22 protein-coding genes are annotated in these 24,083 nt (G+C 48.4%); 15 read left to right on the plus strand and 7 right to left on the minus strand.

Going from position 1 to position 24,083, the window contains the following annotated elements; genetic code table 11:
- The first annotated feature begins 94 nt into the window (after positions 1 to 94).
- Positions 95 to 1,225: a TauD/TfdA family dioxygenase gene (locus V7723_RS03205; protein ID WP_335682986.1), complete on the plus strand. Its 1,131-nt coding sequence runs from the start codon at positions 95 to 97 to the stop codon at positions 1,223 to 1,225.
- Here the strand turns inward: V7723_RS03205 and V7723_RS03210 are convergent.
- Positions 1,222 to 2,244: an NAD-dependent epimerase/dehydratase family protein gene (locus V7723_RS03210; protein WP_335682988.1), complete on the minus strand. Its 1,023-nt coding sequence runs from the start codon at positions 2,242 to 2,244 to the stop codon at positions 1,222 to 1,224. The two genes, V7723_RS03205 and V7723_RS03210, sit on opposite strands and share 4 nt — an antisense overlap.
- A 148-nt stretch (positions 2,245 to 2,392) precedes the next feature.
- On the opposite strand from V7723_RS03210, the gene V7723_RS03215 reads away from it, so the two are divergent.
- The 5 genes from V7723_RS03215 to V7723_RS03235 all read left to right on the plus strand — a co-directional run bounded on the left by V7723_RS03215 (position 2,393) and on the right by V7723_RS03235 (position 7,950).
- The gene (locus V7723_RS03215) at positions 2,393 to 3,079 is read left to right on the plus strand and encodes a 2OG-Fe(II) oxygenase (protein WP_335682989.1); all 687 of its coding nucleotides are present in this window, start codon (positions 2,393 to 2,395) and stop codon (positions 3,077 to 3,079) included.
- A gap of 215 nt (positions 3,080 to 3,294) precedes the next feature.
- On the plus strand, positions 3,295 to 4,242 hold the full coding sequence (locus V7723_RS03220; RefSeq protein WP_335682990.1) for a GlxA family transcriptional regulator: 948 nt from the start codon (positions 3,295 to 3,297) through the stop codon (positions 4,240 to 4,242).
- Positions 4,243 to 4,459: 217 nt separating this feature from the next.
- Positions 4,460 to 5,290 carry a glycosyltransferase family 2 protein gene (locus V7723_RS03225; protein WP_335682991.1) on the plus strand — a complete coding sequence of 277 codons (831 nt, stop codon included), beginning with the start codon at positions 4,460 to 4,462 and terminating at the stop codon, positions 5,288 to 5,290.
- A 64-nt stretch (positions 5,291 to 5,354) separates the two neighbouring features.
- On the plus strand, positions 5,355 to 6,191 hold the full coding sequence (locus tag V7723_RS03230) for a hypothetical protein (protein ID WP_335682992.1): 837 nt from the start codon (positions 5,355 to 5,357) through the stop codon (positions 6,189 to 6,191).
- A 100-nt stretch (positions 6,192 to 6,291) separates the two neighbouring features.
- Entirely contained in the window at positions 6,292 to 7,950 is a 1,659-nt protein-coding gene (locus V7723_RS03235; RefSeq protein WP_335682993.1) for a class I SAM-dependent methyltransferase, read from the plus strand.
- Between the two features lie 572 nt (positions 7,951 to 8,522).
- On the opposite strand, the gene V7723_RS03240 is transcribed toward V7723_RS03235, so the two are convergent.
- From V7723_RS03240 to rfbF, 5 genes are read right to left on the minus strand one after another with little or no spacing between them, the layout of a single operon-like run.
- Positions 8,523 to 9,467: an NAD-dependent epimerase/dehydratase family protein gene (locus V7723_RS03240; RefSeq protein ID WP_335682994.1), complete on the minus strand. Its 945-nt coding sequence runs from the start codon at positions 9,465 to 9,467 to the stop codon at positions 8,523 to 8,525.
- Positions 9,468 to 9,473: 6 nt separating this feature from the next.
- Positions 9,474 to 10,001 carry a dTDP-4-dehydrorhamnose 3,5-epimerase gene (gene rfbC / locus V7723_RS03245; protein ID WP_335682995.1) on the minus strand — a complete coding sequence of 176 codons (528 nt, stop codon included), beginning with the start codon at positions 9,999 to 10,001 and terminating at the stop codon, positions 9,474 to 9,476.
- Entirely contained in the window at positions 9,998 to 11,236 is a 1,239-nt protein-coding gene (locus V7723_RS03250) for a class I SAM-dependent methyltransferase (RefSeq protein WP_335682996.1), read from the minus strand. The genes rfbC and V7723_RS03250 overlap by 4 nt, the downstream gene beginning before the upstream one ends.
- Positions 11,233 to 12,309 carry a CDP-glucose 4,6-dehydratase gene (gene rfbG, locus V7723_RS03255; RefSeq protein ID WP_335682997.1) on the minus strand — a complete coding sequence of 359 codons (1,077 nt, stop codon included), beginning with the start codon at positions 12,307 to 12,309 and terminating at the stop codon, positions 11,233 to 11,235. The genes V7723_RS03250 and rfbG overlap by 4 nt, the downstream gene beginning before the upstream one ends.
- A 10-nt stretch (positions 12,310 to 12,319) precedes the next feature.
- Positions 12,320 to 13,093, minus strand: coding sequence for a glucose-1-phosphate cytidylyltransferase (gene rfbF / locus V7723_RS03260; protein ID WP_335682998.1), 774 nt, complete (start codon positions 13,091 to 13,093; stop codon positions 12,320 to 12,322).
- Positions 13,094 to 13,272: 179 nt separating this feature from the next.
- Between rfbF and V7723_RS03265 the strand changes: the two genes are divergently transcribed.
- Positions 13,273 to 14,703, plus strand: coding sequence for an NAD(P)/FAD-dependent oxidoreductase (locus V7723_RS03265; RefSeq protein ID WP_335682999.1), 1,431 nt, complete (start codon positions 13,273 to 13,275; stop codon positions 14,701 to 14,703).
- Here the strand turns inward: V7723_RS03265 and V7723_RS03270 are convergent.
- Positions 14,700 to 15,374, minus strand: coding sequence for a GntR family transcriptional regulator (locus V7723_RS03270; protein WP_335683000.1), 675 nt, complete (start codon positions 15,372 to 15,374; stop codon positions 14,700 to 14,702). The genes V7723_RS03265 and V7723_RS03270 overlap by 4 nt on opposite strands.
- A 295-nt stretch (positions 15,375 to 15,669) precedes the next feature.
- On the opposite strand from V7723_RS03270, the gene V7723_RS03275 reads away from it, so the two are divergent.
- The 8 genes from V7723_RS03275 to aspT all read left to right on the plus strand — a co-directional run bounded on the left by V7723_RS03275 (position 15,670) and on the right by aspT (position 24,066).
- Positions 15,670 to 16,671 (plus strand): TRAP transporter substrate-binding protein, encoded by a 1,002-nt coding sequence (locus tag V7723_RS03275; RefSeq protein WP_335683001.1) that lies wholly within the window; start codon positions 15,670 to 15,672, stop codon positions 16,669 to 16,671.
- Positions 16,672 to 16,735: 64 nt separating this feature from the next.
- On the plus strand, positions 16,736 to 17,245 hold the full coding sequence (locus V7723_RS03280; protein WP_335683002.1) for a TRAP transporter small permease subunit: 510 nt from the start codon (positions 16,736 to 16,738) through the stop codon (positions 17,243 to 17,245).
- Positions 17,246 to 17,249: 4 nt separating this feature from the next.
- The gene (locus V7723_RS03285; RefSeq protein ID WP_443024177.1) at positions 17,250 to 18,524 is read left to right on the plus strand and encodes a TRAP transporter large permease; all 1,275 of its coding nucleotides are present in this window, start codon (positions 17,250 to 17,252) and stop codon (positions 18,522 to 18,524) included.
- 36 nt (positions 18,525 to 18,560) lie between these two features.
- Entirely contained in the window at positions 18,561 to 19,415 is an 855-nt protein-coding gene (locus V7723_RS03290; RefSeq protein ID WP_335683004.1) for an isocitrate lyase/PEP mutase family protein, read from the plus strand.
- Entirely contained in the window at positions 19,390 to 19,686 is a 297-nt protein-coding gene (locus V7723_RS03295) for a hypothetical protein (protein ID WP_335683005.1), read from the plus strand. Before V7723_RS03290 ends, V7723_RS03295 begins: the two co-directional genes overlap by 26 nt.
- A gap of 223 nt (positions 19,687 to 19,909) precedes the next feature.
- Positions 19,910 to 20,815 carry a phytanoyl-CoA dioxygenase family protein gene (locus V7723_RS03300; RefSeq protein ID WP_335683006.1) on the plus strand — a complete coding sequence of 302 codons (906 nt, stop codon included), beginning with the start codon at positions 19,910 to 19,912 and terminating at the stop codon, positions 20,813 to 20,815.
- 6 nt (positions 20,816 to 20,821) lie between these two features.
- Positions 20,822 to 22,177, plus strand: a complete 1,356-nt coding sequence (locus V7723_RS03305) for an MFS transporter (RefSeq protein WP_335683007.1) — start codon at positions 20,822 to 20,824, stop codon at positions 22,175 to 22,177.
- Positions 22,178 to 22,359: 182 nt separating this feature from the next.
- Positions 22,360 to 24,066 carry an aspartate-alanine antiporter gene (gene aspT, locus V7723_RS03310; protein ID WP_335683008.1) on the plus strand — a complete coding sequence of 569 codons (1,707 nt, stop codon included), beginning with the start codon at positions 22,360 to 22,362 and terminating at the stop codon, positions 24,064 to 24,066.
- Positions 24,067 to 24,083: the final 17 nt, after the last annotated feature.

The raw sequence follows: 24,083 nt of genomic DNA on the forward strand, positions 1-24,083 counted from the left end.
CGAAAAATATGAAGGACGCTGATTTGATTTGTACAAACACAATTAAATTGCCATTCTCCAATCATATCGAATGGAAATGCATGAGGTGGATTCTATGGCGTCAGCTTGCAGTGTAAAATCGGCCGAAACAGCCGCCGACAGTGTAGATTTGGTCTGGTCAGATGGCCATCATAGCCAATTTCATTTTATTTGGTTGCGTGATAACTGCCCCTGCCCGAATTGTCTTCACCCTCAAACGAAAGAAAGAACGTTTGATGTCATGACAATAGCTGCGGATCAACCGGATTTGAACGCGCTTGATTTGCAAAAAGAGCAACTGGTTATTTCATGGAAAGATGGTCACGTAAGCGAATTTCGAACGGATTGGCTTCGTTTGAATTGTTATTCAAAATCTGCAAGAGAGGCCCGACGGGAAAAGCCAATTTTGTGGGCGGCGACTGTAAAAACGGCTTTACCGGAAATTGAATATGAAGCTGTTATGAAAAATGATTCGGGATTGCTGGCTTGGTTAGACTTGTTGGTCGATTATGGATTTGTCCTCGTACGAAATACGCCAACAGTGCAAGGAGAGGTTACGCGCGTTGCCAATCGTATCGCATATTTGCGAGAAACAAATTTTGGTCGGGACTTTGATGTTATTTCAAAACCGAATCCTAATAACGTGGCCTATACGGCTTTGAAGCTGGAATCACATAGTGATCTACCAAATTGGGAGCTGCCACCCGGAACGCAGTTTTTGCATTGTCTAGAATTTGACGCCGAAGGCGGAGAAAGTACGCTAGTCGATGGTTTCGGCGCTGCCCGTCAGCTGGAAAAAGAGGATCCAGCAGCATATGAGATACTTGCCAAGCTGCATATTCCATTTCGGTTTCATGATCAGGACTGGGATGTTCAGTGGTCCGCACCGACCATAGCTCGGGACCAATTAGGGGATTTGCAGGAAATAAGATTTCATGCCGCCTTAACAGCGCCCCTTGACCTTGATTTCGACGATGTCTTGCCCTTTTACCGGGCTTATCGTGTCTTTACCGAAATAATCAGAAGGTCCGATAACATACTAGCGCTTAAACTTCAGCCAGGTGATTTACTGGTTTTCAACAATCGCCGGGCACTCCATGGCCGCGCCGCCTTCAATCCTGAAAGCGGCCCGCGTCATCTTCAAGGATGCTACGTCGATAACGATTCTGTCCTCAGTAAGCGTCGGACATTACGCGGAAAAACCTAGACGATTTTATGCTCGATCAGGCTATCAACCGTTTCAATCAAGGACGTGTCGAGGTCAATTGGTTGCCAATCGAGATCATGACGGATGCGCGCTGTATCGAACTGCGGAGTCTGGCCCAGTCGCGGAACGATCAGTTTCAGGGTCGGATTGAAATTCGCCATTAAACGAACGAGCCAGCTTGGAATACGGCGTAAGGGAATTTTGAAGTCGGTTCCGGCAAGATGAGCATGCAGCTGTTTTGCAACATCGTAATAATCCATATAGCCAGTCACACAGATATAACGATTTCCAGGTGCATCTGTCGCTGTCAAGGCGGCCACGTGGGCAGCTGCCACATCACGCACGTCCACAAGGCTGAACCCGATGTCCGGAATGCCGGGAACCTGCCCGGAGAGCAGTCTGCGGACCACTTCATGAGACGCACTTGTATCCGGATCGATAAGCGGACCGAGGACGAAACCCGGATTGATCATGGTCAGTTCCGGGCGATCTTCTTCGGGCAGGGATTTGATATAGTCCCAAGCCGCCCGCTCGGCGATGGTTTTACTCTTGGGGTAGGGGCCTATGTCCTGCGTTATATCACTCCAATGACTTTCATTAAAGGTCGCGGTCGAATCAAGCCCACCGGAAACGGAGGCAATAGATGATGTCATTACGATGCGGGAAACCTGCGCCGCCACGGCCGCTTTAAGCGCGCGCAGAGCTCCATCGCGGGCTGGAATTATGAGGTCATTTTCGTCTTCCGGCTGCTCCACCGGTAGGGGAGATGCCATATGCAAAAGGTATTTTGCGCCGCCAAGAGCTGTATCCCAACCCTCGTCATCTGATAAATCAACTTTGGCAAAACTCAGATTGGTCACATCACATTGTGCCGCAAGAGACGTTGTCAGTCGTTCAATGCGACCAAGATCACGCACCGTGCCGCGAACAGCATATCCTTTTTCCAGCAATATTTTGATTGTGTGCTGGGCGATAAAACCCGACGCCCCTGTGACCACGACCAGATCTTTTTCTTGCATCCCTGTCTCCCAATTTAATAGGCAGGCAGTCTATACTAAATTATTTCAGGCGCACCCAGAAATTCCAAGTCGATTTTCGGGGCAAAAAAGTTCTCAATAAGTGCTATCAGATGCATATCGGAATGAACGCGGGCAGGGGACAACATTAATGGCAAACAATTGGGCGAGAATAGCAGAAGATCTGAACGAAACAGGTTTTGGGCGCTTGAAAAGCCTCCTGACGGAAACGGACTGCAGTGCGTTAATTGCAATGTATGAGGAGGAGGAGCGTTTTCGAAATCGAGTTGTGATGCAACAACATGGCTACGGACAGGGAGAGTATCGCTATTTTTCCTATCCACTCCCCAAACAAGTTTCGGATCTGCGGCAGGGATTTTATCAACCGCTTTCGGTCATTGCTAATGAGTGGTCAGAGAAACTAAATTTGGATCGTCGCTATCCTCAATACCTGGAAGACTATACAAAAATTTGTCATGAATCTGGGCAGCGGCGCCCGACTCCTCTTTTGCTCAAATATAAAACGGGCGACTATAATCGATTGCACCAAGACCTCTATGGAGACCATGTTTTTCCGCTGCAAATGGCTATCTTACTCAACAAGCCCGGAGAAGATTTTACGGGTGGCGAGTTCGTTTTGACGGAACAAAGCCCGCGTATGCAATCGCGCGCGACGGTAATAGATTTAAACCAGGGAGATGCCATTATATTTGCTGTAAATGATCGACCCAAGATGGGGCTGAAAAAGATGTCTCGTATAAAAATGCGACATGGTGTCAGCGAGATCAAGTCCGGCAACAGGCATACATTGGGGGTCATTTTTCATGATGCAACATAAAGGAAACTATTCCTTTCTTTCGTTCTGAATACGACAGTAAAAAATTGAACATGGACATACCCTGTTATTTATTCCGAACCCTTTCTATCCCTTTCGTTGACACGATGACTCAATTTTGTTGCAGTTCAGGAATTTTCCGTAGATATTCTGTGGACGGCATAATCTGATCGATCAGAATCGCCAGGGTAAATTTGAGAGGGTGGGGGCAGATAACTTTGCATACTCCCAAAAAATTCGGGTTCGTTGTAACACCAAAAAGCAGCATGCATTGCCTCGTCTGTGGCATTGATGCATTGCGAATTGCCAATCGTATGAGTGGCCGGCATCTATATGATTGGAACATCCTGACCATAGACGGAAAAAGCGAACGCTGTAGCAGCGGCATCGAAATTTTGCCCGATTTGCTGTTTGAGCAGGCGACGGACTTGGATATTTTGTTTGTCATGGGGGGCATAGAGACAGATAAAATTGAAGATGAGCATTTTTTCGCTGAATTGCGCCGCGTTGCGCATCACGGTACGGGGATTGGCTCTTTGAGTACCGGTGCCTTTATTCTGGCCGCGGCCGGCCTTCTCAATAACTATCGGTGCACGATCCATTGGGAGGGGGCCATCAGCCTTCAAGAACGGTATCCGCAAGTGAATTTCACCGGAAGCCTTTTTGAGATAGACCGGAACCGCTATACCTGTGCGGGCGGCACCGCTGTGTTCGATTTGATGTTGCATTTGATTACAGAGGAACATGGACCGAAACTTGCGCAAGATATTTGTCTTCAAATTATGCATGATCGCATCCGCACCCACCATGATAAACAACAGGCTGGCCGCAAATTACAGCTGGCGGCGAAATCGCAAAAACTTTTGTCGATTGTTGAGATTATGGAGCAGAATATCGAAGATCCAATCTCACCAGAAGAGTTGGCGGAGACCGTCGGGATTTCCATCCGTCAGGTTGAGCGGCTTTTTCGTCAGCACACGGACAAATCGCCGGCCCGCTATTATATGGAACTTCGCCTTGAACATGCCCGGTTGCTTTTACTCCAAACCAGTATGTCCATAACGGAGATATTTATCGCCTCCGGATTTACGACACATTCCCATTTCGCCAAAAGTTATCGTGAGCAATATGGCATCAGCCCTAGCCGCGAACGAAAACCCGAATAAAAAGATCTCTATGCCGGGCAGCTGTTGGCTAAAATCACAACTACACCGCATTAAATAAAAACAAACTACTAAGGAAACAAAACTTGAGGAGCAAAATTTATTGTGTTCCTTTTTTTTGCAGGATAGATATTAGAGATGCAGTGATTCTGCCCAGTTGATTGGGATCAAATATTATATTTTCTATGTTGTACTACAGATGACAAAAGTCTCCGTCGGAATGCCAGTTTTTAATGGCGAGGTTTTTATTGGAAGTGCAATACAGTCTTTACTTGATCAAGATCATAAAGATTTGGAGATATTGATATCGGACAATGCCTCTACTGACGCCACTATTTCAATTATAGAAAGTTTTTCTGACCCGCGTATTACCGTAATAAAGCAAAAGTCCAATGTCGGTGCGTTGGAGAATTTCCGGCTGTTATCGGCCTTAAGCACGGCAAATTTTTTCTTATGGAGATCATACGACGATCGTTCGGATTCAAACTATATTTCTGTCCTGCTCGACATTTTATTATGTAATGAAGGCTGTAGTTTAGCGGTCAGTAAAATTGTCAGAAAACGGATGGACGGCAGTATTGCTGGCGAAATCGATTATCCAGCGGCCTTGAATACTCGTTCTGCCTTTTTTGTAAAAGATCAATTATCCAAGTCACATCCAGGCTGGTTTTATGGATTATACAGACGAGCGAATTTACCAGATCGTATTCAAGATGTCGTGACGAGATACACGCATGTCTGGGCGTGGGATCATTTAGTGCTTTTTAACTATGTCGTTCGTGGCGAGGTAATGGGAACAAATGAGACTAAGTTTTACCAGCTTGAAACCGGAAAGTCAGACAGCAGGTGGCGGCCTAAAGACTTTCGCGGCCAATATGATATGGCTGTTTCCTTTATGAAATATTGTGTATCAATAGTGAAGAACGCCACACTATCAAGAGGGCAAAAAATTATTATTTATGCATATTTGCCCTCTTATGTGAACGGCACCACAGCGAAATTTAGACGGATAATACGTAGCTGGTTGAAAGAAAAATTGGCGTCTTCGTGAAAAATTCATATCGAAATTCAGGATGTATATCTGGGCGTAATACCAACCTTAAAAGTTGGTGCTCATGATCTTAGAGACAACGCCACGGATCGCAGTCTGCCATTTACTTTGGCAGGGTGCAGATATCATACATTTTAAGAATTTTATCGATTCCTATCGTCGCTTTCCAGACCCACTACCTCATGACCTTATTATTCTCTTTTCAGGATTTGAAGGTGGTGAGGATCAGGCCGCGCTTGAGGTTCTGGAAGGACTCTCGTATCTACGACGGGATTATCGAGACGATGGCGGATACGATATAGGGCCGTATCTGGAGAGCGCTGACTTTTTTGATCATGACTTTTTCTTTTTTATGAATTCTTATAGCAGGATACTAGCGCCGGACTGGCTAACGCATGTTTTCAATGGATTTATTAGTCGCGCAAGCGTCGGTGTTGTTGGTGTCTCCGGCTCATGGGAAAGCAATGTTGGTGACGGGAATTTTCCGAATTACACAATAAGAACAAATGCATTTTTTATATCCAGCGGGAATCTGGCGATGTTGCAAAAATGGGAAATGTCCCAAAAGCGCGACACCAATTTGTTTGAATCCGGACCCAGTAGCATGAGCCAACAATTATTGGAAAAAGGAATGCACTTGTTGGTGGTGGACAAAAAGGGTCGAGTTTGGGAAAAAGAGGATTGGCGGGAAAGTGAGACTTTTCGCTCGCAGGAGCAAAAGAACTTGTTGATCGCTGATAATCGAACTGATGACTACCAACAGGGAGATAAGTGGATGCGCCAATTTTTATCAAACCTTGCCTGGAGTGCCGACGATCCAGGGCCTAATCCATTTAAACAAAAAAAGTTGTCACGAAGAATACGGCGGTTTTTTCGTTTCCTTGGCGTGAAACAAAAGTAACATCAAACAGTGATTAAATGGCTCGTCTGTGTTAGGTAAAACAACTGTCTGAATTTCAGATTGCTAACAGTACTTCAATATAGAGATATCGGCCTAACATATGGATAATTACTCACTTAATGATGGTGTTTACGTTCCTAGCAACAGATCGCATAGTTTCGGTTATAGCGAAGGTGATAAAACAGAAGATGCGCTTTTCGAAATCGTGCAATCTACTAGTGATACGTCCGCTGGATCAGATGATTTATTCGGACATGTCCATGATTGGGCGACGAAATATCATTTCTCCAGATCTCGCTTTTGCTTACTCAAGCCACTAGAGCCCCTAATGAGGGACGCAGATGTCCTTGAAATTGGCGCTGGTTGTGGTGCGATTACCCCGTATTTGTGTGAAGTCGCCAATACTGTTACGGCCATCGAAGGAAGTGAGCGCCGCGCGAGAATTACGGCAAGCAGATGTAAGTCTTTTTCCAATATTACGGTGATTTGTGACAATTTTGACTTAGTTAATACAGGCGAGAAATACGATTTTATTACGCTTATTGGGGTTCTTGAATATTCGCAAGCTTTTGTAAAAGGGGAAGACCCGGCTTTCGAAATGCTGAAGAAATGCAATGCCATGCTAAAACCGAATGGCAAGCTTGTTATTGCAATTGAAAACAAATTGGGGCTCAAGTATTTTGCCGGCGCACCTGAGGATCATTTAGGAAAAGCACATTCCGGAATTTATGATTTATACGATGACAAACCCGTCAGGACCTTTGGCAAGCAGGAAATTACCAGAAAGCTAAAAAAGGTTTTTAATAACGCTGACTTCTATTATCCGTTTCCAGATTACAAACTGCCTAAGCTCGTTGTGTCGGAGCAGGCGTTTGATTTGATAGAGCCTGAAAAACGAGATTGTTTAAAAGGTGTTTTACAACGCGGGCAGGCAGATATTCAGGCTCAAAGTTATCCTCGTCATTTCTCTGAAGCTATGAGTTTCGACGCGATAATTGATAACGATATTTTGGGAGATGTTTCAAACTCGTTTCTTATTGTTGCCGGAGATAAAACAGTTTTTGACCCTTCGGGTGGCCCGTTTGCCTGGACATTTTCCACGGAACGACGGAAATGTTTTAACAAACTTAACGTATTCGAATTCACAGACGGAATTGTCAATATTCAATCGTCCTATTTGCATGATATGCCCCGTAAAGAAGACACTACATACTCACATCACATCGTAGATGAGGCCTATATTTCAGGTATTTCCCTACTCAAGCAGCTGTACAAATTGCTTGCTGAGGGAAAACAATCAGAAACTGACATACTGGATTGGGCGCGGCCGTGGTGTGAGTTAGTTTTGGAACTAGGGTCAAGCAGTTCGGGTAAGCGTGTTATCGACGGGCAATATTGTGATTTGATTCCAGAGAATACGATTATTGGAAGTGATGGCAGCCTTCAGAAATTTGATCAAGAATGGCGATATGCATCCGAAATACCCATTGACTGGCTTATTTTACGCGGATTAAGAATGTCTTTGGATAATGTACCTGCGCCTCTTAGAACGTTAGATAAGAAACATAAAGAAGCCGTTTTTCGCCGTATTGTGGAGGAGTTTGGCGGGGTTTATGATGCGAACCTCATTCAGCAAGTCAATATTTTTGAGAAAAATTTACAACTATTTGCGACGGGAAGCGATACAGCAAAAAAACCCAAAAAGCGGAACAGATTTACGAAGTCACGGCGGGTAAGAAAACTGCTTGGCATTAAGTAGAAGCCCGTCATTATGGGGCAAGTATCTGCGAAGATAGGGATGATGCGCAGTGGTGCGAGATGTCGGCGGGTTTGAAGACTAGACGCCCGTGTTGTTGCCGAGAACATTATCCGTGTGACCCGTCCTTTGAAATCGCAATTCTAGCGGCGCTTTCGTCCGTCTCCTTTCAACATTTTAGTACATCTAATGGGTACTTGGTTCGCGAGAAAATCTGAGCTGACGCCTTGTACAGTGTCCGGGTTTGTGTCGGCAAGCGCAGGCTTTTTACATTGCGTATCAGGCCGGTGCTTCAGTGGATTTCGGCGGCGTTTTTTTTCGAGCTGGGTCACAGCAGGGCTCAAACTATTACAATGTAATGATGGTCATTAGGCTCGTAAGCTCTGTATAATGATTGTTGTAGTATTAAATTTCAAAAACATGTTCTGTGAGGCTTCGGCGTGAATTGATGGGCCGCCAACAGTATTTTGACGTGCGACGTAGAAACAGGAGCCAATTTTAGGGGTTAATTGGCTGTTTTTGGGGGCAGAAAAAGCACCATTTCGTCGTATTTATAGAGAAATGATAGTTTGCCTTTATCTCGCTTTTGCCGAGAGATAGCTACGCAGGCCGTCTTCCATACTGAGGAGGCGACGTGTCTGCATCTGTGTTTTCTGTTTAGGCATTGTCTGTGTCAGAACCTGATCCAGGAGCTGGCGGTCGCCGACGATTGTTAATTCGCGTTCGACATTTGCCAATTGATCATCAAGTTTGGCGGATAGATCCGGTTTGTTGAGAAGCCGGACGGCAACGGCCGCAATTTCTAATGGTTTCAGGGCGACCCCGGAACAGATATTGACGGGTCCCGTGAGGGGCGCACCAAGAAGCCGTTCAAAACAATAGGCGACGTCGGAAAGATGGATAAAATCGACGGCACGGCCGGACGTCTTGAATTCGGGCAGCCGATCCGCGCTGATTTCCCGTAAGATGTGGGAGATGAGTTTGCTGCCGTCCTCTTCGGGGCCGTAGGGAAAAAATACCCGGGCCCAGACGAGATCGATGTCTTGGGCAATCACCTGGGCCAGATTGTGAAAGGCGGCTTTTGCTGCGGAATAATAGCTACGGGGGTTGAGAGCAGAATGATGTTCTTGCAAAGGGGTCTGGCCCCAGCCATATTCGGCACAGCTGCCGGTAAGTATAGCCCGTTGCCCGCCATGTGCGACAAAACGGTCGAGCAGATGGGCGCTAGCGGCAATCCAGCGGAAGTTTTCCGGTGACTGCCAGAAGGTACCAGGTGTTGCCTCCCACGCGAGATGGATCAACTGGCGTGGCTTGTATTGTTCGAAAAAGGCAGTGACGGCGATTGGATCATGTAAATCGAGCGGACAATAGGTGGCCTGTTCATTATCCTCATAAGCGGTTGGTGTGCGGCCGACGGCGAGGACGGAATGGCCGCTTGCACAGAGACGTTCAACCACGCGCCGTCCGATCAGCCCGGTGGCACCGGTGACGAGGCAGGGTTGGTTGTTATCGGTTACCATTTTACTTCAGGTAAAGCAGGCAAGATTTTGATCCTTATCAGAAATAACTTTTGGAATGGCGGGCCAGTTGACCGCGATTTCCGGATCATCCCAGCGAAATCCGCGGTCATGACCGGGCTCAAAGGCGGGGCCCATTTGGTAAAAAACATCGGTGGCGTCTTCAAGGGTCAAAAATCCGTGTGCGAAGCCGGCGGGGATATAGAGGCCGCGTCCATTTTGCGCGCTTAGTTCCACACCAACCCAGTTTTTAAACGAAGGAGAGTGTGGGCGGATATCGACGGCAACATCAAAAACGCGCCCAGCCGTGCACCGGACTAGTTTTGTTTCTTCATAAGGCGGCGCATGATAATGCATTCCGCGCAAAGTATATTTGTTTTTATTGTAGGAAATATTGCTCTGCACAGGCTTGAAAGAAAACCCCTGCTCCCTGAATTCATCTTCACAGAAAGTTCGGGCAAAATATCCGCGATCGTCTTCATGGCGTTCCATGTCAACGATGAAAACATCTGAAATTTTCGTTGCTGTGAATTTCATTGCAAAAAAGTCAACTGGGGTATCGGTACGGCGAACCTACCGCCCCAGTCTTTGATTGCGGCCATGTCAGTAGAGATTTCTTCGGCCAGGTTCCAAGGGAGTATAAGCAAGAAGTCAGGTTTTTCCTGCCAGACTTTTTCCGGGGAGAAAACCGGAATATGGCTGCCCGGTAAATAGGTATCCTGTTTCTCCGGATTTCGGTCGACCACGAAATCAATCAACCCAGCTTCTATTTTGCAATAATTCAATAATGTATTGCCTTTGGCTGCCGCGCCGTACGCCGCAACTTTGCTGCCTTTGGATTTTTCCGAGGTCAGAAAATCGAGAAGAGAGCTCCGAACGGCCTCTACTTTTGGCGTAAAACCCCGGTAGCCTGCCAGATCACCTAATCTGGCCAATTGTTCTTTATCCCGGAGGGAGGTTAAGCCGTCTTGCATTGCATATAAGTCGTTACCAGCGTGACAGGCGTAGACACGCAACGAGCCACCATGTGTTGGTAATTCCTCAACATCAAATACCTTTAACCCGTGTGCGGTAAGGATTTTTTCGACGGTCAGCAGAGATAAATAGGAATAATGTTCGTGATAAATGGTATCGAACTGCACTTTGTTGATGAGATTCAATAAATGCGGAAATTCAATAGTAAACACGCCATTCTCGGCCAGGATAATCCGGAAACCTTCAATAAAGTCGTTAATATCCGGGACATGCGCCATGACATTATTGGCCGCAATCAGATCCGCTTTCAAACCCTGGTTCGCTAATCTATTGGCAGTGTCCGCTCCAAAAAAAGCAACATCGGTTTTAACGCCGGCAGCTTCCGCAACCTTGGCGACATTCGCCGCCGGTTCTATCCCCAAGACGGGAATGTTGCGGGAGACAAAATGCTTTAGAAGGTAGCCGTCATTGCTCGCGACTTCCATAACCAGGGAGTTTTCGGCCAAATCGAGAAGGCCTGTCAGTTTTTCACAATATCTTTTGGCATGAGCGACCCAGCTATCCGAATAGGAGGAAAAATAGGCATAATCCGAAAAGATTTCTTCTGCAGGGACGGCATCTTCAACCTGAACCAGAAAGCAGGTGCCGCAGACCCGAGCGTGCAACGGGTAGGATTTTTCAGACGCCATGTCATCTTTGTGCTTCAGGTAACTATTGGCCAGCGGCATTGAGCCTAAATCAACCAACGTTTCTGTTAAGTCGTCTTGACAAAATCGGCATTTCAACACGTTACTCATGCGGTCTCTTTCTCATATTCTTCGATTTGCGACAGCGTCAGTTCATGCACGCTACGACCGTCACTAAAGGCTCGATACCAGGCGACTGTCATATCCAGTGTCTTTTCAGCCCTCCACTTAGCTTCCCAGCCAAGAGCTTGTTTCGCAAGACCAGCGTCAAGGGCAAGAGCGGTTTTTTCCGCGGGCTGATTTGCCTTATCTAACAGCCAATCAGTTTTTATGCCAAAGGCTTCTTGAACTTGATTAGCAATTTGACCGACGGTAACTGTTTCCGCCGACGCAGGCCCAAAATTCAATGCTTTAGGTAAATTGTTATCCATATCTTCGCACAGGGCCTGAAGATAAGTGAGATATCCAGATACAGATTCTAGAACATGCTGCCAGGGTCGCGTTGCATTGGGATATCGAAGCGTAACCGGCTCACCTTTGCGAGCGGCACGCCATATATCGGGGATCAACCTGTCTTCAGAAAAGTCGCCGCCGCCGATTACATTTCCGGCTCGAGCGGTCACGATGGGGATAGTCTTATCTGCAAACAAACTTTTAGCCAATGAAGCTGTGGCAATTTCACAGGCGGCCTTGGACGAGGAATAAGGGTCATCGCCACCCAAAGCGTCGCCTTCGACAAACGGCTTGCCGCTGTTGTTGTTGGCGTAGACTTTGTCGCTTGTCACAATCAACGCGGCCTTCAGGGACGAAGCCCGGCTTAGACTGTCCAGCAGGTTTACAGTCCCCATTACATTGGTCTCATAGGTCAGTATCGGTTCCCGGTACGACCGACGAACAAGGGCTTGAGCCGCCATGTGTAAAACGATTTCTGGATTTTCCTTGGAGACGATCGCATCGAGTTCTGTCTGATTTCGGATGTCGACGAAATGTGAGCGAACGGTCGCGGAATTTTCGACGCTGCTGAAAAGAGAAAATTCGCCGTCGGGTGGGAGCGAAACGCCAATCACGTCGGCCCCCATTTTTTGGAGCCAAAGGGCCGCCCAAGTGCCTTTAAAACCAGTATGACCCGTTAATAAAATGCGTCGGTTTTTCCAAAAATCAGGTTTTACAGAGCAAATAGTCATTTGATTTTCACTAAGCCCAAATCCGCCAGGGGGCATTTCCAGTTGCCCAGAGTTGCTCCAGATAGTTTTTCTCGCGCAATGTATCCATCGGTTGCCAGAAACCCGTGTGCCGATACGCAGATAATTGGCCATCCGCCGCCAACCCGGTCAAGGGCTCGTTCTCCCACGGAATTTCATCACCGGCAATTCTTTCCAGAACAGAGGGTTCAAGCACAAAAAAACCGCCATTGATCAGCCCGTTATCACCTGCAGGTTTTTCAATAAACTCCTTTACCCTGTTATCTTCGATCACTGTTGCACCAAAACGGCCGGGCGGGGCAACCGCCGTAAGGGTCGCTTCACGTCCTTCAGAACGGTGGAACTCTATCAGCTCAGCAATATTAACATCTGCAACGCCATCACCATAGGTCATACAAAAGGTTTCTCCCGGATCCAGATAGCTTGCGACCCGTTTTAACCTCCCGCCGGTCATGGTCGTTTCTCCGGTTTCAACGAGAGAAACACGCCAAGGCTCCGCCTTTGCAGTATGGTAAGTTGCTTCGTTATTTTTTAAATCAAAGGTGACATCTGATCGATGTAGAAAATAGTTCGCGAAATACTCTTTCACCACATAGCTCCGATGGCCCAGACAGATGATAAAATCTGTGATGCCGTGATGCGCATAAATCTTCATGATATGCCACAAGATGGGGCGGTCCCCGATCTCGATCATGGGTTTTGGGCGTAAATGGGACTCTTCGGAAATTCGGGTTCCCAATCCACCGGCCAAGATTACTGCTTTCAACGGAGTTCCCCTTATTTTTCTACAAATCCCCGAACATTAGAGCTTAGGCTATCTGTTGAGAGGACTTATTTCAACAACCCATCTTTGTGTCAAGGTAACGGTACCTATAAAAACCGGATGAAAAGTTTGAAACATGACGTATGCTGGTAAAAATATAATAATAAAATTGAGCAATAAGCATGACTGACGATCAGGGCCGGCTGCACCAGTTGGAAACAGATATCCTTCGCGACTTCGAGTATCTTAATTATCCGGCGGAAAATTGGGTGAAGGCTGTCACGGGACCGAAAGGCCAGCCCGTGCTGGATGTCGCAATCATCGGAGGTGGCATGTGCGGCATGGCCGCAGCTTTTGGTCTGCGCCGTGAAGGCGTTCTAAATTTCAGAATTTTCGAGCGGCAAGACAAAGGATTTGAAGGCCCCTGGGTTACCACGGCCAGAATGGAAACGTTGCGATCGCCAAAACATCTAACCGGACCACATATGGGACTGCCCAACCTGACGTTTCAGGCTTGGTTTCGGGCGAAATGGGGTCGGGAAAAGTGGGAGGTGCTGGCTAATATTCCGCGAGAAATGTGGATGGAGTATCTTCGTTGGTATCGGGAAATACTGGACATTCCGACGGAGAATAATATCGAATTGTTGCGCATCGAGCCCGTTGGAGATTTGTTAAACCTCCATTTAAAGCAGGAGGGATTAGAATTCCAGAAATTGACCCGGAGAATTGTTTTGGCCACGGGGCGGGCCGCGTTTGGTGGGACGCGGTTGCCGCAGGCCTTTGCCGGTTTACCGAAAACCGTAAGGGCCCATACGGAAGATGATATTGATTTTTCAGCACTTAAAGGTAAGAAAATTATCGTGATTGGTGGCGCCGCTTCGGCGGTGGATAGTGCGGCAACTGCCTTGGAAGCTGGGGCGGATGAAGTTCATTTACTTATGCGTGCATCTGAAATGCCGCGTTTGAATAAGTTCAAAAGCACTGTTTATTCCGGTTTTCTACACGGATTTTTATCCACTGATGATGAGACGCGCTGGCGGTTTCTGCAGCATGGATTTGGATGCAAAGTGGCCGCCCCGCGCGGATCCATGCTCCGCTTGAAAGCGTTAAAACGGGCCCATATTCATTTTGGTAGCCCGGTTGAGATCGCAACGTTTCAGAACAATAACGTCGTTGTAACGACACCCAAAGCAACCATTGCAGCTGATTTCCTCATTCTGGGAACCGGTTACGCGATCAATATTAATGATCAACCGGAATTCACTGATTTTGCGGATAAAGTTAAGCTGTGGAAAGATCAATATGCGCCACCGTTAGAAATTGCAGATCCTGAATTGAGTCGGTTCCCCTATTTGGGAAGCGATTTCGAGTTGTTGGAGAAAAAACCGGGAGCGGCGCCATATTTGTCGCACATCCATTTGTTCAATGCGGCGACAACCATGTCCCACGCCGCCGTGAGCAGTGACATTCCGGGCGTCAACATCGGGGCAAACAGATTGGTCACCGCCCTGGTTAAAAGCTTGTTTGTTGAAGACAGTCAAAAACATCTCGAAGATTTTTATGACTATAATGATCCAGAGCTATTGGGCGACGAATGGTGTGAGGACGACTAACCCGAACTTTCGGCTTCCATTAATTTGGAGACGATAAAATCACCGCCTTGTTCCACATGTTCGCGCATGGCGAATTCCGCTCTACCGGCTAAACCCCGGCACAGCAAATCGTGAATTTGGCGATGGTGCTCGTGGAAATTGGCAACAACGTCGAAGGTACTCCAGACGATGATGGAATTGGAAACCATGGGAATACGTGTGACCAGATTAATGGCCGCCGCCAGGCTTTCATTCCCTGAGGCCTCGATAATCTGATTGTGAAACTGGGCATTCCAGTGACGCCATTGTAAAACGTTATCTTTATGCAAGCTGCCTTTTTTCAGCATCACGTCGATTTCGGTAATACATTTCTTTAAGGAGTTTTTGAAAGAGTTAGAAAGGCCCCGTTCGACAGCTTGCCGGCAGGCCAACCCTTCAAGGACGGCGCGGGTTTGATAGGCGGCACGAATTTGATCCGGGGAATATTCCCGAACCACATATCCCTTATTGGGAAAATAATTCACCAGTCGTTCCGCATCCATGAGCCGAAGCGCCGCACGGATTGGTGTTCGGGAGACGCCGGTTTCTTCTGCCAATGTTTCTTCATGCAGACGGCTGCCGGGCAAATAGGTTCCCGAGAGGATGTTTTTGCGCAGATGTTCCGCTATTTCCTGAGCACGAGTATTTGCCATACTAATCGAATCCTATTCCAAAATGTATACAATTTAGAGTATATAAGGTGATATTCAATAAATCAACAAATCAGAAACGGAAAGAAAAATAGTATTAACTAATTGATATTAAATACATAAATTTTAAATCGATCATACAGATGATGTAAATAGTAATAAACTTCTTTACAAACATGTATACAAAAAATAGATTTCTCAAACATAAAGCTAAGAAACGACTGCAGATAAGATCATCAAATAAGAATAATAATTTCTGCACCTAATACTGAATACCGATTGAACACAGAGGGAAGTCATGAAGAAAATTCTATACGCATTATTGATAACAAATTTAATGTTTCTCGGCGCATTAGCCAGTGACGCCGACGCAGCGAAGAAGCTTCGCATTACCATTCAAGTCCCATTGAAAAATCACCTGACGCAAAACTTGTTGGAGTTCAAAAAGGAAGTTGAAGCGGAATCCAAGGGTGAGCTGGAAGTCGAGATTTATCATTCAGCCCAGCTTTACAAAGACAAGGAAGTACCGCGCGCGGTTGGTTCCGGAGCGATCGAAATGGGCGTTGCGTCTCTCACACGTTTTTCCGGCGCTATTCCTGCTGTAGAACTGTTTTATCTGCCGTTTGTCCTGAACTCTGAAGAGCTTGTGAAGAAGGCAACCGCTCCCGGCAGTAAAGTTCGGACTTTGATTGAAGATGAAATCCAGAAGACCGGATCTCGGGTTCTTTGGTGGCAGGCATATGGAATGGCGCAAGTCCTTTCCAACGGTGATGTCATCGCTGTTCCCGAGGATATGGATGGCAAGAAAGTCCGTGTTTTTGGTAAAACCCTGGGTAAATTCGTTGAATCTGCCGGCGGCGTCCCAACCCTTATTTCAGGGTCTGAGCAGTTCCTGGCTTATCAACGGGGAATCGTCGATGCGGGTATGACCGGCTTGTCCGGCGTTAAAAGCCGTAAGCTCTATCAAGTGATGGACTGGCTCACTCTGACAAACCACAGTGATATCGAGTTTGTCGTTCTGATTAACGAAAAATTCTGGGAAGGATTGACCAGCGAAGAGCAGGTGATCATTACGACTGCGGCGCAGAAAGTAGAAGTGGCACTTCGTGACAGGATCAGCGAAGTCGAAGCGGACGCGTTGGCAACTGCCAGAAAAGAAGGCATGAAAGTGCGCGAACTGTCACCAGAAGAAGTGATCCTGTGGCAGGAAACTGTTACACCGGTTATCGAGTCTTATAAAAAAGATGCCGGCGAAACCGGCGTACAGCTCTTGATGGCTGTAGATGAGCTGAAGAAATAAGCTTGGCGGAGCTACAACGGGTGGCTGACTTAGCCACCCGTTCATTTTTTGGAGAATTACTGACGTGCAGATTTTGAGTATTTTTGATAAAATGACACGTGCGTTGGGAGCCTTCTCCGCGTGGTTGTTCTTTTTTATCGGCCTGATCGTCACGTATGAAGTGGTGATGCGATATGTCTTCAATGCCCCCACTATCTGGGTTGAAGAAATATCCCGCATGCTTCTTCTTTGGGGTATTTTCAGCGCGTCCGCATTCGTGCTCTACAACAATGACCTGATCCGCATCAATATGTTGCTTGCTGTTTTGCCGGATAGGTTTCGGCGGAGCATGGATATGGTCACCTACATCTTTATTTTCGGTTTTGCGGTGTTTATTGCCTGGTGGGGCGGGGTGATCGCGGTGGATGTCTGGATAACGAATGAGACCACCGGCTCCATGCTCGACATCCCCTTATGGTGGTCGGAAATTGTTATTCCCATAGGTTTTGGTCTGCTTGCCGTTCAGTGTGTTGTCGAAGTAATTCGAAGCATTGTCGATCCGCGACCCTTTGAGACGAAATTGGATATTCACTAGTATGTTGGAAACAGTCATCATTTTATTGGTGTTATTCGGTTTATTGTTCGCCGGTATTCCCATTGCATTCGCCCTCGGTGGATTAGGGGCAATGCTCTTATATTTCGGTGATTTTTCGTCCCTTATGGCGCCGCAAACCTTGTATAGCGCCATGGATAGCTTCGTCCTGATTGCTGTCCCCCTGTTCCTGCTGATGTCCAATATTCTGTTAAAGGCTGGTGTGGGCAAAGACCTGTTTGGGGCGGCCCAGGCGTGGGTCGGTCATTTGCCGGGCGGTCTTGCGGTAGCAACAGTTCTGTCTTGCGGCGTTTTCGCAGCAGTCTCCGGAAGTTCCGTGGCGACGGCGGCGACAATTGGTGTCGTCTCCATTCCAGAAATGATCCAACGGGGATATTCCCGAAAGTTTGCGCTCGGCTTACTGGCCGCCGGCGGTACCTTGGGCATATTAATCCCGCCGTCTATTCCAATGATTGTCTATGGCGTCGTAACGGAGGAATCCATTCTCGACATGTTCCTCGCCGGGATCGGCCCGGGCATCCTTTTGATCGTGCTGTTCTGCGGCTTTTCCATGCTCTACGCAAAATTTGACAAGCGGTTCCAGATGCAGCCGAAGGCTGACTGGGCAGAGCGTAAATTACGCACGAAGCAAACGCTCCCTACATTGGTGCTCGTCATCATTATGCTGGGTGGTTTATACGCGGGTGTTTTTACTCCGTCGGAAGCGGGGGGTGTTGGTTTCGTTTGTGCGTTGCTCCTGACGACGGTTATCCAAAGACGGTTAAGCTGGTCGGATTTCAAGGAAGCCCTGATCGACAGCATGAAAACCACCGTTACGATTTTGTTGATTGTCGCGGGCGCCAAAATTTTCGGTAAAGCCATTACCCTTTATCAGTTGCCGCAAGAGTTTTCGACCCTGATTGCGGATACTTTTCAGAGCCAAGGGTCGATGATCCTGGCCATTTGTCTGTCCCTGTTGGTTTTCGGATTGTTTCTGGAAGCCCTCTCAATGATGCTGATCATGGTGCCTTTATTACTACCGACGTTACTGGTTTTCGGCGTCGATCCAATCTGGTTCGGCATTGTCTTTGTTATCATGATCGAATGCGCTTTGATCACGCCGCCCGTTGGACTGAATATCTATGTCATTCAGGCGGTAGGGAAGGCGACCATGGCGGAAGTTTCCGCTGGTGTATGGCCGTTTGTTCTACTCATGTTGCTAAGCGTTGTTGCCGTATATTTCTTTCCGGCTATTGCTTTATATATTCCATTTTCCGCGTAATCCCACAATCACCGTAATCAAAAACTGAGGAAAAAAATGTCTGCTGCACAAAAAGTTCGTGATCAACTTAATGCCCCGGGAATTCTGACGGTTCCCTCTTGCTTTGATGCCATATCGGCGCGATTGATCGAACAGCATGGCTTCCCCATGGCCTTTATGAGTGGTTTTGCGACGGCGGGCGCGAATTTTGGTGTACCCGATCTGGGCTTACTGTCTTATGGAGAGATCCTGGATCAAGGACGTTTGATGACCCATGCCGTGTCCATTCCCATTATAGGAGATGGTGATACGGGGTATGGTAATGCATTGAACGTGAAGCGCACCGTTAATGGATTTGCCGACGCAGGATTTGGATGCGTTCTGATTGAAGATCAGGCCTGGCCCAAGCGGTGCGGCCACACTGCAGGAAAGCAGACAGTTGATTTTGATGAAGCGGTAACCCGGGTGAAAGCGGCCGTTGACGCTCGCGATGAAGGGGCAGATATTCTTATCCTCGCGCGCACCGATACACGGGCGACACATGGGTTGGAAGAAGCCATTCGGCGCGCCAATGCCTTCCGCGATGCCGGTGCCGATATCCTGTTTGTTGAAGCCCCGAAAAGCGAAGCGGAGATGCGCCAGATCTGTGCTGAGGCACCCGGTGTGCACCTTGCCAATCTTGTCGAGGATGGCGATACCCCCATGTTGTCGCCAGAGCAACTGCAGGATATTGGCTACAAGCTTGCCATCTATCCGTTGACGTTATTTTCGGCCTCCCTGCAAGCTATGTCAAATGTCCTGTCAGATCTAAAGGCGACACAGCAACATTCGCAGGAGCTTATGCGGTTTTCCACGTTGCAGGATCTTGTCGGTTTCAAGGACTATTATGAAGCCTCCGAACGGTATGAATGATCTCCTGAGCCAGGGAAAGGCAGCTGTCATGTCGGCAAAGCCAAAAGTTATCCGGTCCATAGAAACCAAAGAGCGGGATCTCTGTGTCGATATTTTTCTGAGAGCGGACGGCACGTATGGGTTTGAACAGTATCGCCGGGATGTCGAAGATAGAAGCGGCTGGTTCCCGATCAGTCACTACCGAAATCTGGTCTTTGCCAGCGACGTTCTTGCGTTAGCAATGGCGCGGACGGTTGTCCGCTGGTTAGATGAAAAGATGAATAATAATTAATATCAATATTTTAAAACCATTATTTAATCTAAAATATTAGGAAATTCTGTCGCCACATCCCCTGCGGTTAGCGGCAGGGCTATACAAAAGCCCCTCTGTCGAGGACAGCAGAAGCACGGGCACCTTCCCTGACGCGGACTATAGCTATACAATGAAACCAGCAGACACAGCGAAGCTGGTTGAAGCTCTTGCGGGTGATCGAAAGTAAGGAAGGAATCTCCTCATGCGTCCTGAAGAAATTTTACGCTATCCAGCACGGATCTTGTCACAGCAGCAACGGGAACATTATTTTGCTCACGGATATGTCAGTGTCGAGGACTTCGTTCCCGCTGAAATTTTAAGCGAATTGCAGGCGACAACAACATCCTTTTTTGAGCAGAGCCGAAAAGTTGACCAATCCAACAATGTGTTTGATTTAGGTCCCAGCCACTCGGCGGCGGACCCTTTGCTGCGCCGTTTGAAAAGCCCGGATGAGCGCAGCGATATCTACTGGAAATTTACCACAGGATTGATGGCCGATGTGGCGGCGGACCTGGTGGGACCCAACGTGGTTTTTCATCATTCGAAACTCAATTTCAAATGGTTTGACGAAAGCGATACGGTCAAGTGGCATCAGGATATCCAGTTTTTCCCCCATACCAATTACAATGTTTTGACCATCGGCTGCTATCTGGCGGATACCGACATGAATAATGGTCCCTTGGCTGTGCTTAAAGACTCCCATAATGATGATCTGTTTGATCAGTATGATGCCGAGGGTAATTGGACCGGGATGCTGTCAGATGACGACGCGGCGGGTCTCGACCAGGGGCGGGTTGACTATTTGACCGGGGCCGCCGGTTCGTTGACCATTCACAATGCCCGGACCTTGCATTATTCGCCATCGTCCAAATCGCCCTTGCCCCGACCTTTGCTTTTAAACTGTTTTACATCAGCCGATGCCAAGCCCTATACGGCGCATCCACAGCCGACGTCCAATACCTATAAGTTGCTGCGAGGGGAGGCTGTGAAATGGGCCCATCATGACCCGCGTCCGTGTCAGATGCCGCCGGATTGGTCGGCTGGCTATACCTCGATTTATGCGGCGCAAGCCGGAGAAAATGAAACTTCATCGGAAACAGCAATGTAGGGTTCAATGCTCAAGATCACTGACGACAATCGGAAATGGTGGATTTTAACAGCTTTGGGCGCCGGCGCGGGACTTATCATGCTTGACGAGACGGTGATCGGCGTCGCTCTGCCGACTATCCGCCAGGATCTTGGCATGACGGAAGTCGCCGGACATTGGACTGTCAGTATTTACATGCTGGTCTTTGCCACCCTGGCCGCAGCCGCGGGGAAAATTGGGGACCTGATTGGATTCCGTGTGCTGTTTACGGCAGGCATCACAATTTTTGGCGCCGCCTCCTTTCTGTGCGGATGGGCTCAAACCGGGGACGTGCTTTTGTTTGCCCGGGCAATTCAAGGGGTTGGTGCCGCCATCATATTCCCGGCGTCCGTCGCCATGCTGGCGCTGGTTTTTCCAAAAGAACAGCGCGGCATGGCTATCGGAATTCTGGCGGCCACGGGTACGGTGTTTCTGGCCACAGGGCCGCTGATTGGCGGCGCACTGACGGAAATCCTGTCTTGGCGCTGGGTGTTCTGGATCAACGCGCCCATTGCAATCATCATTATAACGATTGTCTCCCTGTCCTGGACATTGCCCAAAAATGTCAACGAAGGGTCAATTTTTGACATAACGGGGTTTATCCTGATGACCCTCGGTCTCAGTCTGTTTGTCTTTGCCCTTATGCAGGGTGCCAGCTGGGGATGGACGCAGGTTTATATCTTGAGCGCCCTCATCGGCGGTCTTGCCTCTATCGTGGTATTTTATTTTATCGAACGGCGATCGGAACAGCCGCTGATAGATGTCCGTCTCTTTCATGTCGCCTCATTTTCATCCGCCAATTTGATCCTTTTCGCCGGGCAGTTTAGCAAATTGTCCCTGGTTGTTTTCGGGGCGTTGTTTCTGCAAGACAAGTTGGGTCTGTCGCCGTTTCAATCGGGTCTTGCTTTGTTAGCTTGCGTTGCCGCTTTCCCAATCCTGTCGATCCCCGTGGGCCGTCTCGCTGATCTTTTCGGTGCACGGAATTTGGTGCTGGGTGGGCTTGCCTTTGCCACTTTGGGGATGTTTTGGGTTGCCATCGCCACTGTCGCCGAGAGCTATCTCAGCCTTCTGCCCGGCCTGATAATCTGGGGGGTGGGGATGCCCTTTTGTTATGCGCCGACGTTACGTGCCATGGCAAATTCAGTTCCAGCAGAAAAACAGGGAGAGGTAAGCGGAATAGGGGTCACGTCCCGATTGCTGGGTGGGACCTTGGGGGTCGCGTTGTCCAGTACTGTATTGCTGGCAAGTGGCGGCTTTCAGGATGTTTTTTATCTCGCAGCCTGGGTGATGTTAGGGGCGCTCCTTTTCGGATGGCTGGTTTTCGACAAACCTGCCGTGACGTAAAAGCATAGAAATTGCTGCCGGACCTGTTGGGAAACCGCGGCCAATAATTCTGTGTTACGGATAGCTTGTTTTTAGAAACATCGAGTGGCGCCAACCGGATTTCAATTGACAGCGCATCCGCAAATTCAGACTATCAGTTTGTATTTGAGTATGATGTCAGCACCGTCCGGAGACATTGGAATATGGAAATACTTCACACCTTATTCAACGACGCACCGTTGCTTGCCTTGTTTGTCACGTTGTCGCTGGGGTATTTCGTCGGCAAATTCAGGATCAAGCGCTTCGTACTGGGTGGTATTGCGGGGACATTGCTGGTTGGTGTCCTGATCGGCCAGATCGGGATCGATATTGACTCCGACTTGAAAACCATCTTTTTCGCGATGTTTATCTATGCTGTCGGCTATCAAGGGGGGCCACAGTTTTTCCAGTCCCTAAACCGGGAATCAATCAAGCAGCTGGCGAGCGCCACCATCATGTGTGTTGTTGGTCTGATCTGTGTGTTGGTTGCCGCATGGGGATTTGATCTTGATCGCGGAACGGCAGCGGGGCTTGCGGCTGGTGGATTGACCCAATCGGCCATCATCGGGACGGCCGGAGACGCGATTTCTAAATTAAATCTTTCTGCTGACGCCATCAAAATCATGCAAACCAACATCGCTGTCGGCTATGCTGTATGTTATATTTTTGGCTCCCTCGGACCGATTTTGATGATCAGTGCGTTCTTCCCGGGAATTATGGGTTGGGATATCCGCGAAGAAGCCAAGAAACTGGCGCAGAAGCTTGGCGGCGGTAAAGCCGAACTGGAGCCGGGTCAGTTTCATGCGTTGCGCGATCTGGATACGCGGGTTTATCAAATATCACCAGAGGCCAAAGCCATCGGCGAAACCGTTATCGATATATTTGTCGACGATGAAGAAGCAACGGTGGAAGCCCTCATGAGAGGCGGGCAGGTTGTTCCCATCGAGCCGGCCCTGAAAATTGAAGCGGGGGACATTGTCGCGGTTACGGCGCGTATCGGCGCCTATGTGGATCATCACGATTATTTTGGCCCGGAAGTTCAACGTCCGGACGGCATGGAACTGATTGAGGAAACCCGTGATGTCATCCTGACCAATAGACAGGTTGCGGGTAAAAGCTTTGGCGAGCTGCAAACTCAGAATTCGGCACAGACACGTTACGGGGTTTTCGCCACGGCGGCTTTTCGTATGGGCCGGGAACTGCCTCTCCTAAAAGATGTTATCTTGAAAAAAGGCGATGAAATCCGCTTCGTCGGGCGCTCCAAGGATCTGGACCGGGTCACGTCAAAACTGGGATATGTCATATCCGCTGCCGCCATAACCGATTTCATTTTCTTTGGTATCGGGATCGCGGCAGGAATATTGCTGGGCATGGTGGAATTCAAACTCGCCGGCATACCGGTCAGTGTCGGCACCGGCGGCGGTTGTTTATTGTCCGGATTGTTTTTTGGCTGGTTGCGGGCGACGCATCCGCGGTTCGCGGCCCTGCCCACCGGGGCCTCCAATTTCTTGCGGGACTTCGGGTTAGCAGTGTTTGTCGGGGTTGTGGGTATTACCGCAGGCCCGCAGGCCTTTGTGACCATCCAGAAATATGGATTGACCCTGTTTATGCTGGGGATCGCGGTCACCATTGTGCCGCAGATCATTACCTTTTATTTTTCCTACTATGTGTTGAGAATTAAAAATCCCATCGAGCTGTTGGGGTGTATTGCCGGGGGGCGGAGTGCTAATCCCGGGTTCGCGGCCTTGCTGGAAAAATGCGGAAATGCAACACCGGTGGTCCCCTTTACGGTTACCTACACTCTGGCCAATATCTGGCTGACACTCTGGGGCCCTATTATCGTTGGTATCATCAGCGTCAACGCCAGCTGATATCATTTAACTGAGGA

It is taken from the genome of Sneathiella sp. (assembly GCF_036960985.1).
In the GTDB taxonomy this organism is placed as follows: Bacteria; Pseudomonadota; Alphaproteobacteria; order Sneathiellales; family Sneathiellaceae; genus Sneathiella.

Coding starts and splice junctions, on each gene's coding strand:
- V7723_RS03240 (WP_335682994.1), bottom strand. CDS start 9,467: ATGGTAACCGATAACAACCAACCCTGCCTCGTCACCGGTGCCACCGGG.
- V7723_RS03205 (WP_335682986.1), top strand. CDS start 95: ATGGCGTCAGCTTGCAGTGTAAAATCGGCCGAAACAGCCGCCGACAGT.
- V7723_RS03270 (WP_335683000.1), bottom strand. CDS start 15,374: ATGGCAAATACTCGTGCTCAGGAAATAGCGGAACATCTGCGCAAAAAC.
- V7723_RS03215 (WP_335682989.1), top strand. CDS start 2,393: ATGGCAAACAATTGGGCGAGAATAGCAGAAGATCTGAACGAAACAGGT.
- V7723_RS03305 (WP_335683007.1), top strand. CDS start 20,822: ATGCTCAAGATCACTGACGACAATCGGAAATGGTGGATTTTAACAGCT.
- V7723_RS03230 (WP_335682992.1), top strand. CDS start 5,355: ATGATCTTAGAGACAACGCCACGGATCGCAGTCTGCCATTTACTTTGG.
- V7723_RS03290 (WP_335683004.1), top strand. CDS start 18,561: ATGTCTGCTGCACAAAAAGTTCGTGATCAACTTAATGCCCCGGGAATT.
- rfbG (WP_335682997.1), bottom strand. CDS start 12,309: ATGACTATTTGCTCTGTAAAACCTGATTTTTGGAAAAACCGACGCATT.
- V7723_RS03235 (WP_335682993.1), top strand. CDS start 6,292: ATGGATAATTACTCACTTAATGATGGTGTTTACGTTCCTAGCAACAGA.
- V7723_RS03300 (WP_335683006.1), top strand. CDS start 19,910: ATGCGTCCTGAAGAAATTTTACGCTATCCAGCACGGATCTTGTCACAG.
- V7723_RS03275 (WP_335683001.1), top strand. CDS start 15,670: ATGAAGAAAATTCTATACGCATTATTGATAACAAATTTAATGTTTCTC.
- V7723_RS03265 (WP_335682999.1), top strand. CDS start 13,273: ATGACTGACGATCAGGGCCGGCTGCACCAGTTGGAAACAGATATCCTT.
- aspT (WP_335683008.1), top strand. CDS start 22,360: ATGGAAATACTTCACACCTTATTCAACGACGCACCGTTGCTTGCCTTG.
- V7723_RS03250 (WP_335682996.1), bottom strand. CDS start 11,236: ATGAGTAACGTGTTGAAATGCCGATTTTGTCAAGACGACTTAACAGAA.
- rfbC (WP_335682995.1), bottom strand. CDS start 10,001: ATGAAATTCACAGCAACGAAAATTTCAGATGTTTTCATCGTTGACATG.
- V7723_RS03210 (WP_335682988.1), bottom strand. CDS start 2,244: ATGCAAGAAAAAGATCTGGTCGTGGTCACAGGGGCGTCGGGTTTTATC.
- V7723_RS03295 (WP_335683005.1), top strand. CDS start 19,390: ATGAAGCCTCCGAACGGTATGAATGATCTCCTGAGCCAGGGAAAGGCA.
- V7723_RS03225 (WP_335682991.1), top strand. CDS start 4,460: ATGCCAGTTTTTAATGGCGAGGTTTTTATTGGAAGTGCAATACAGTCT.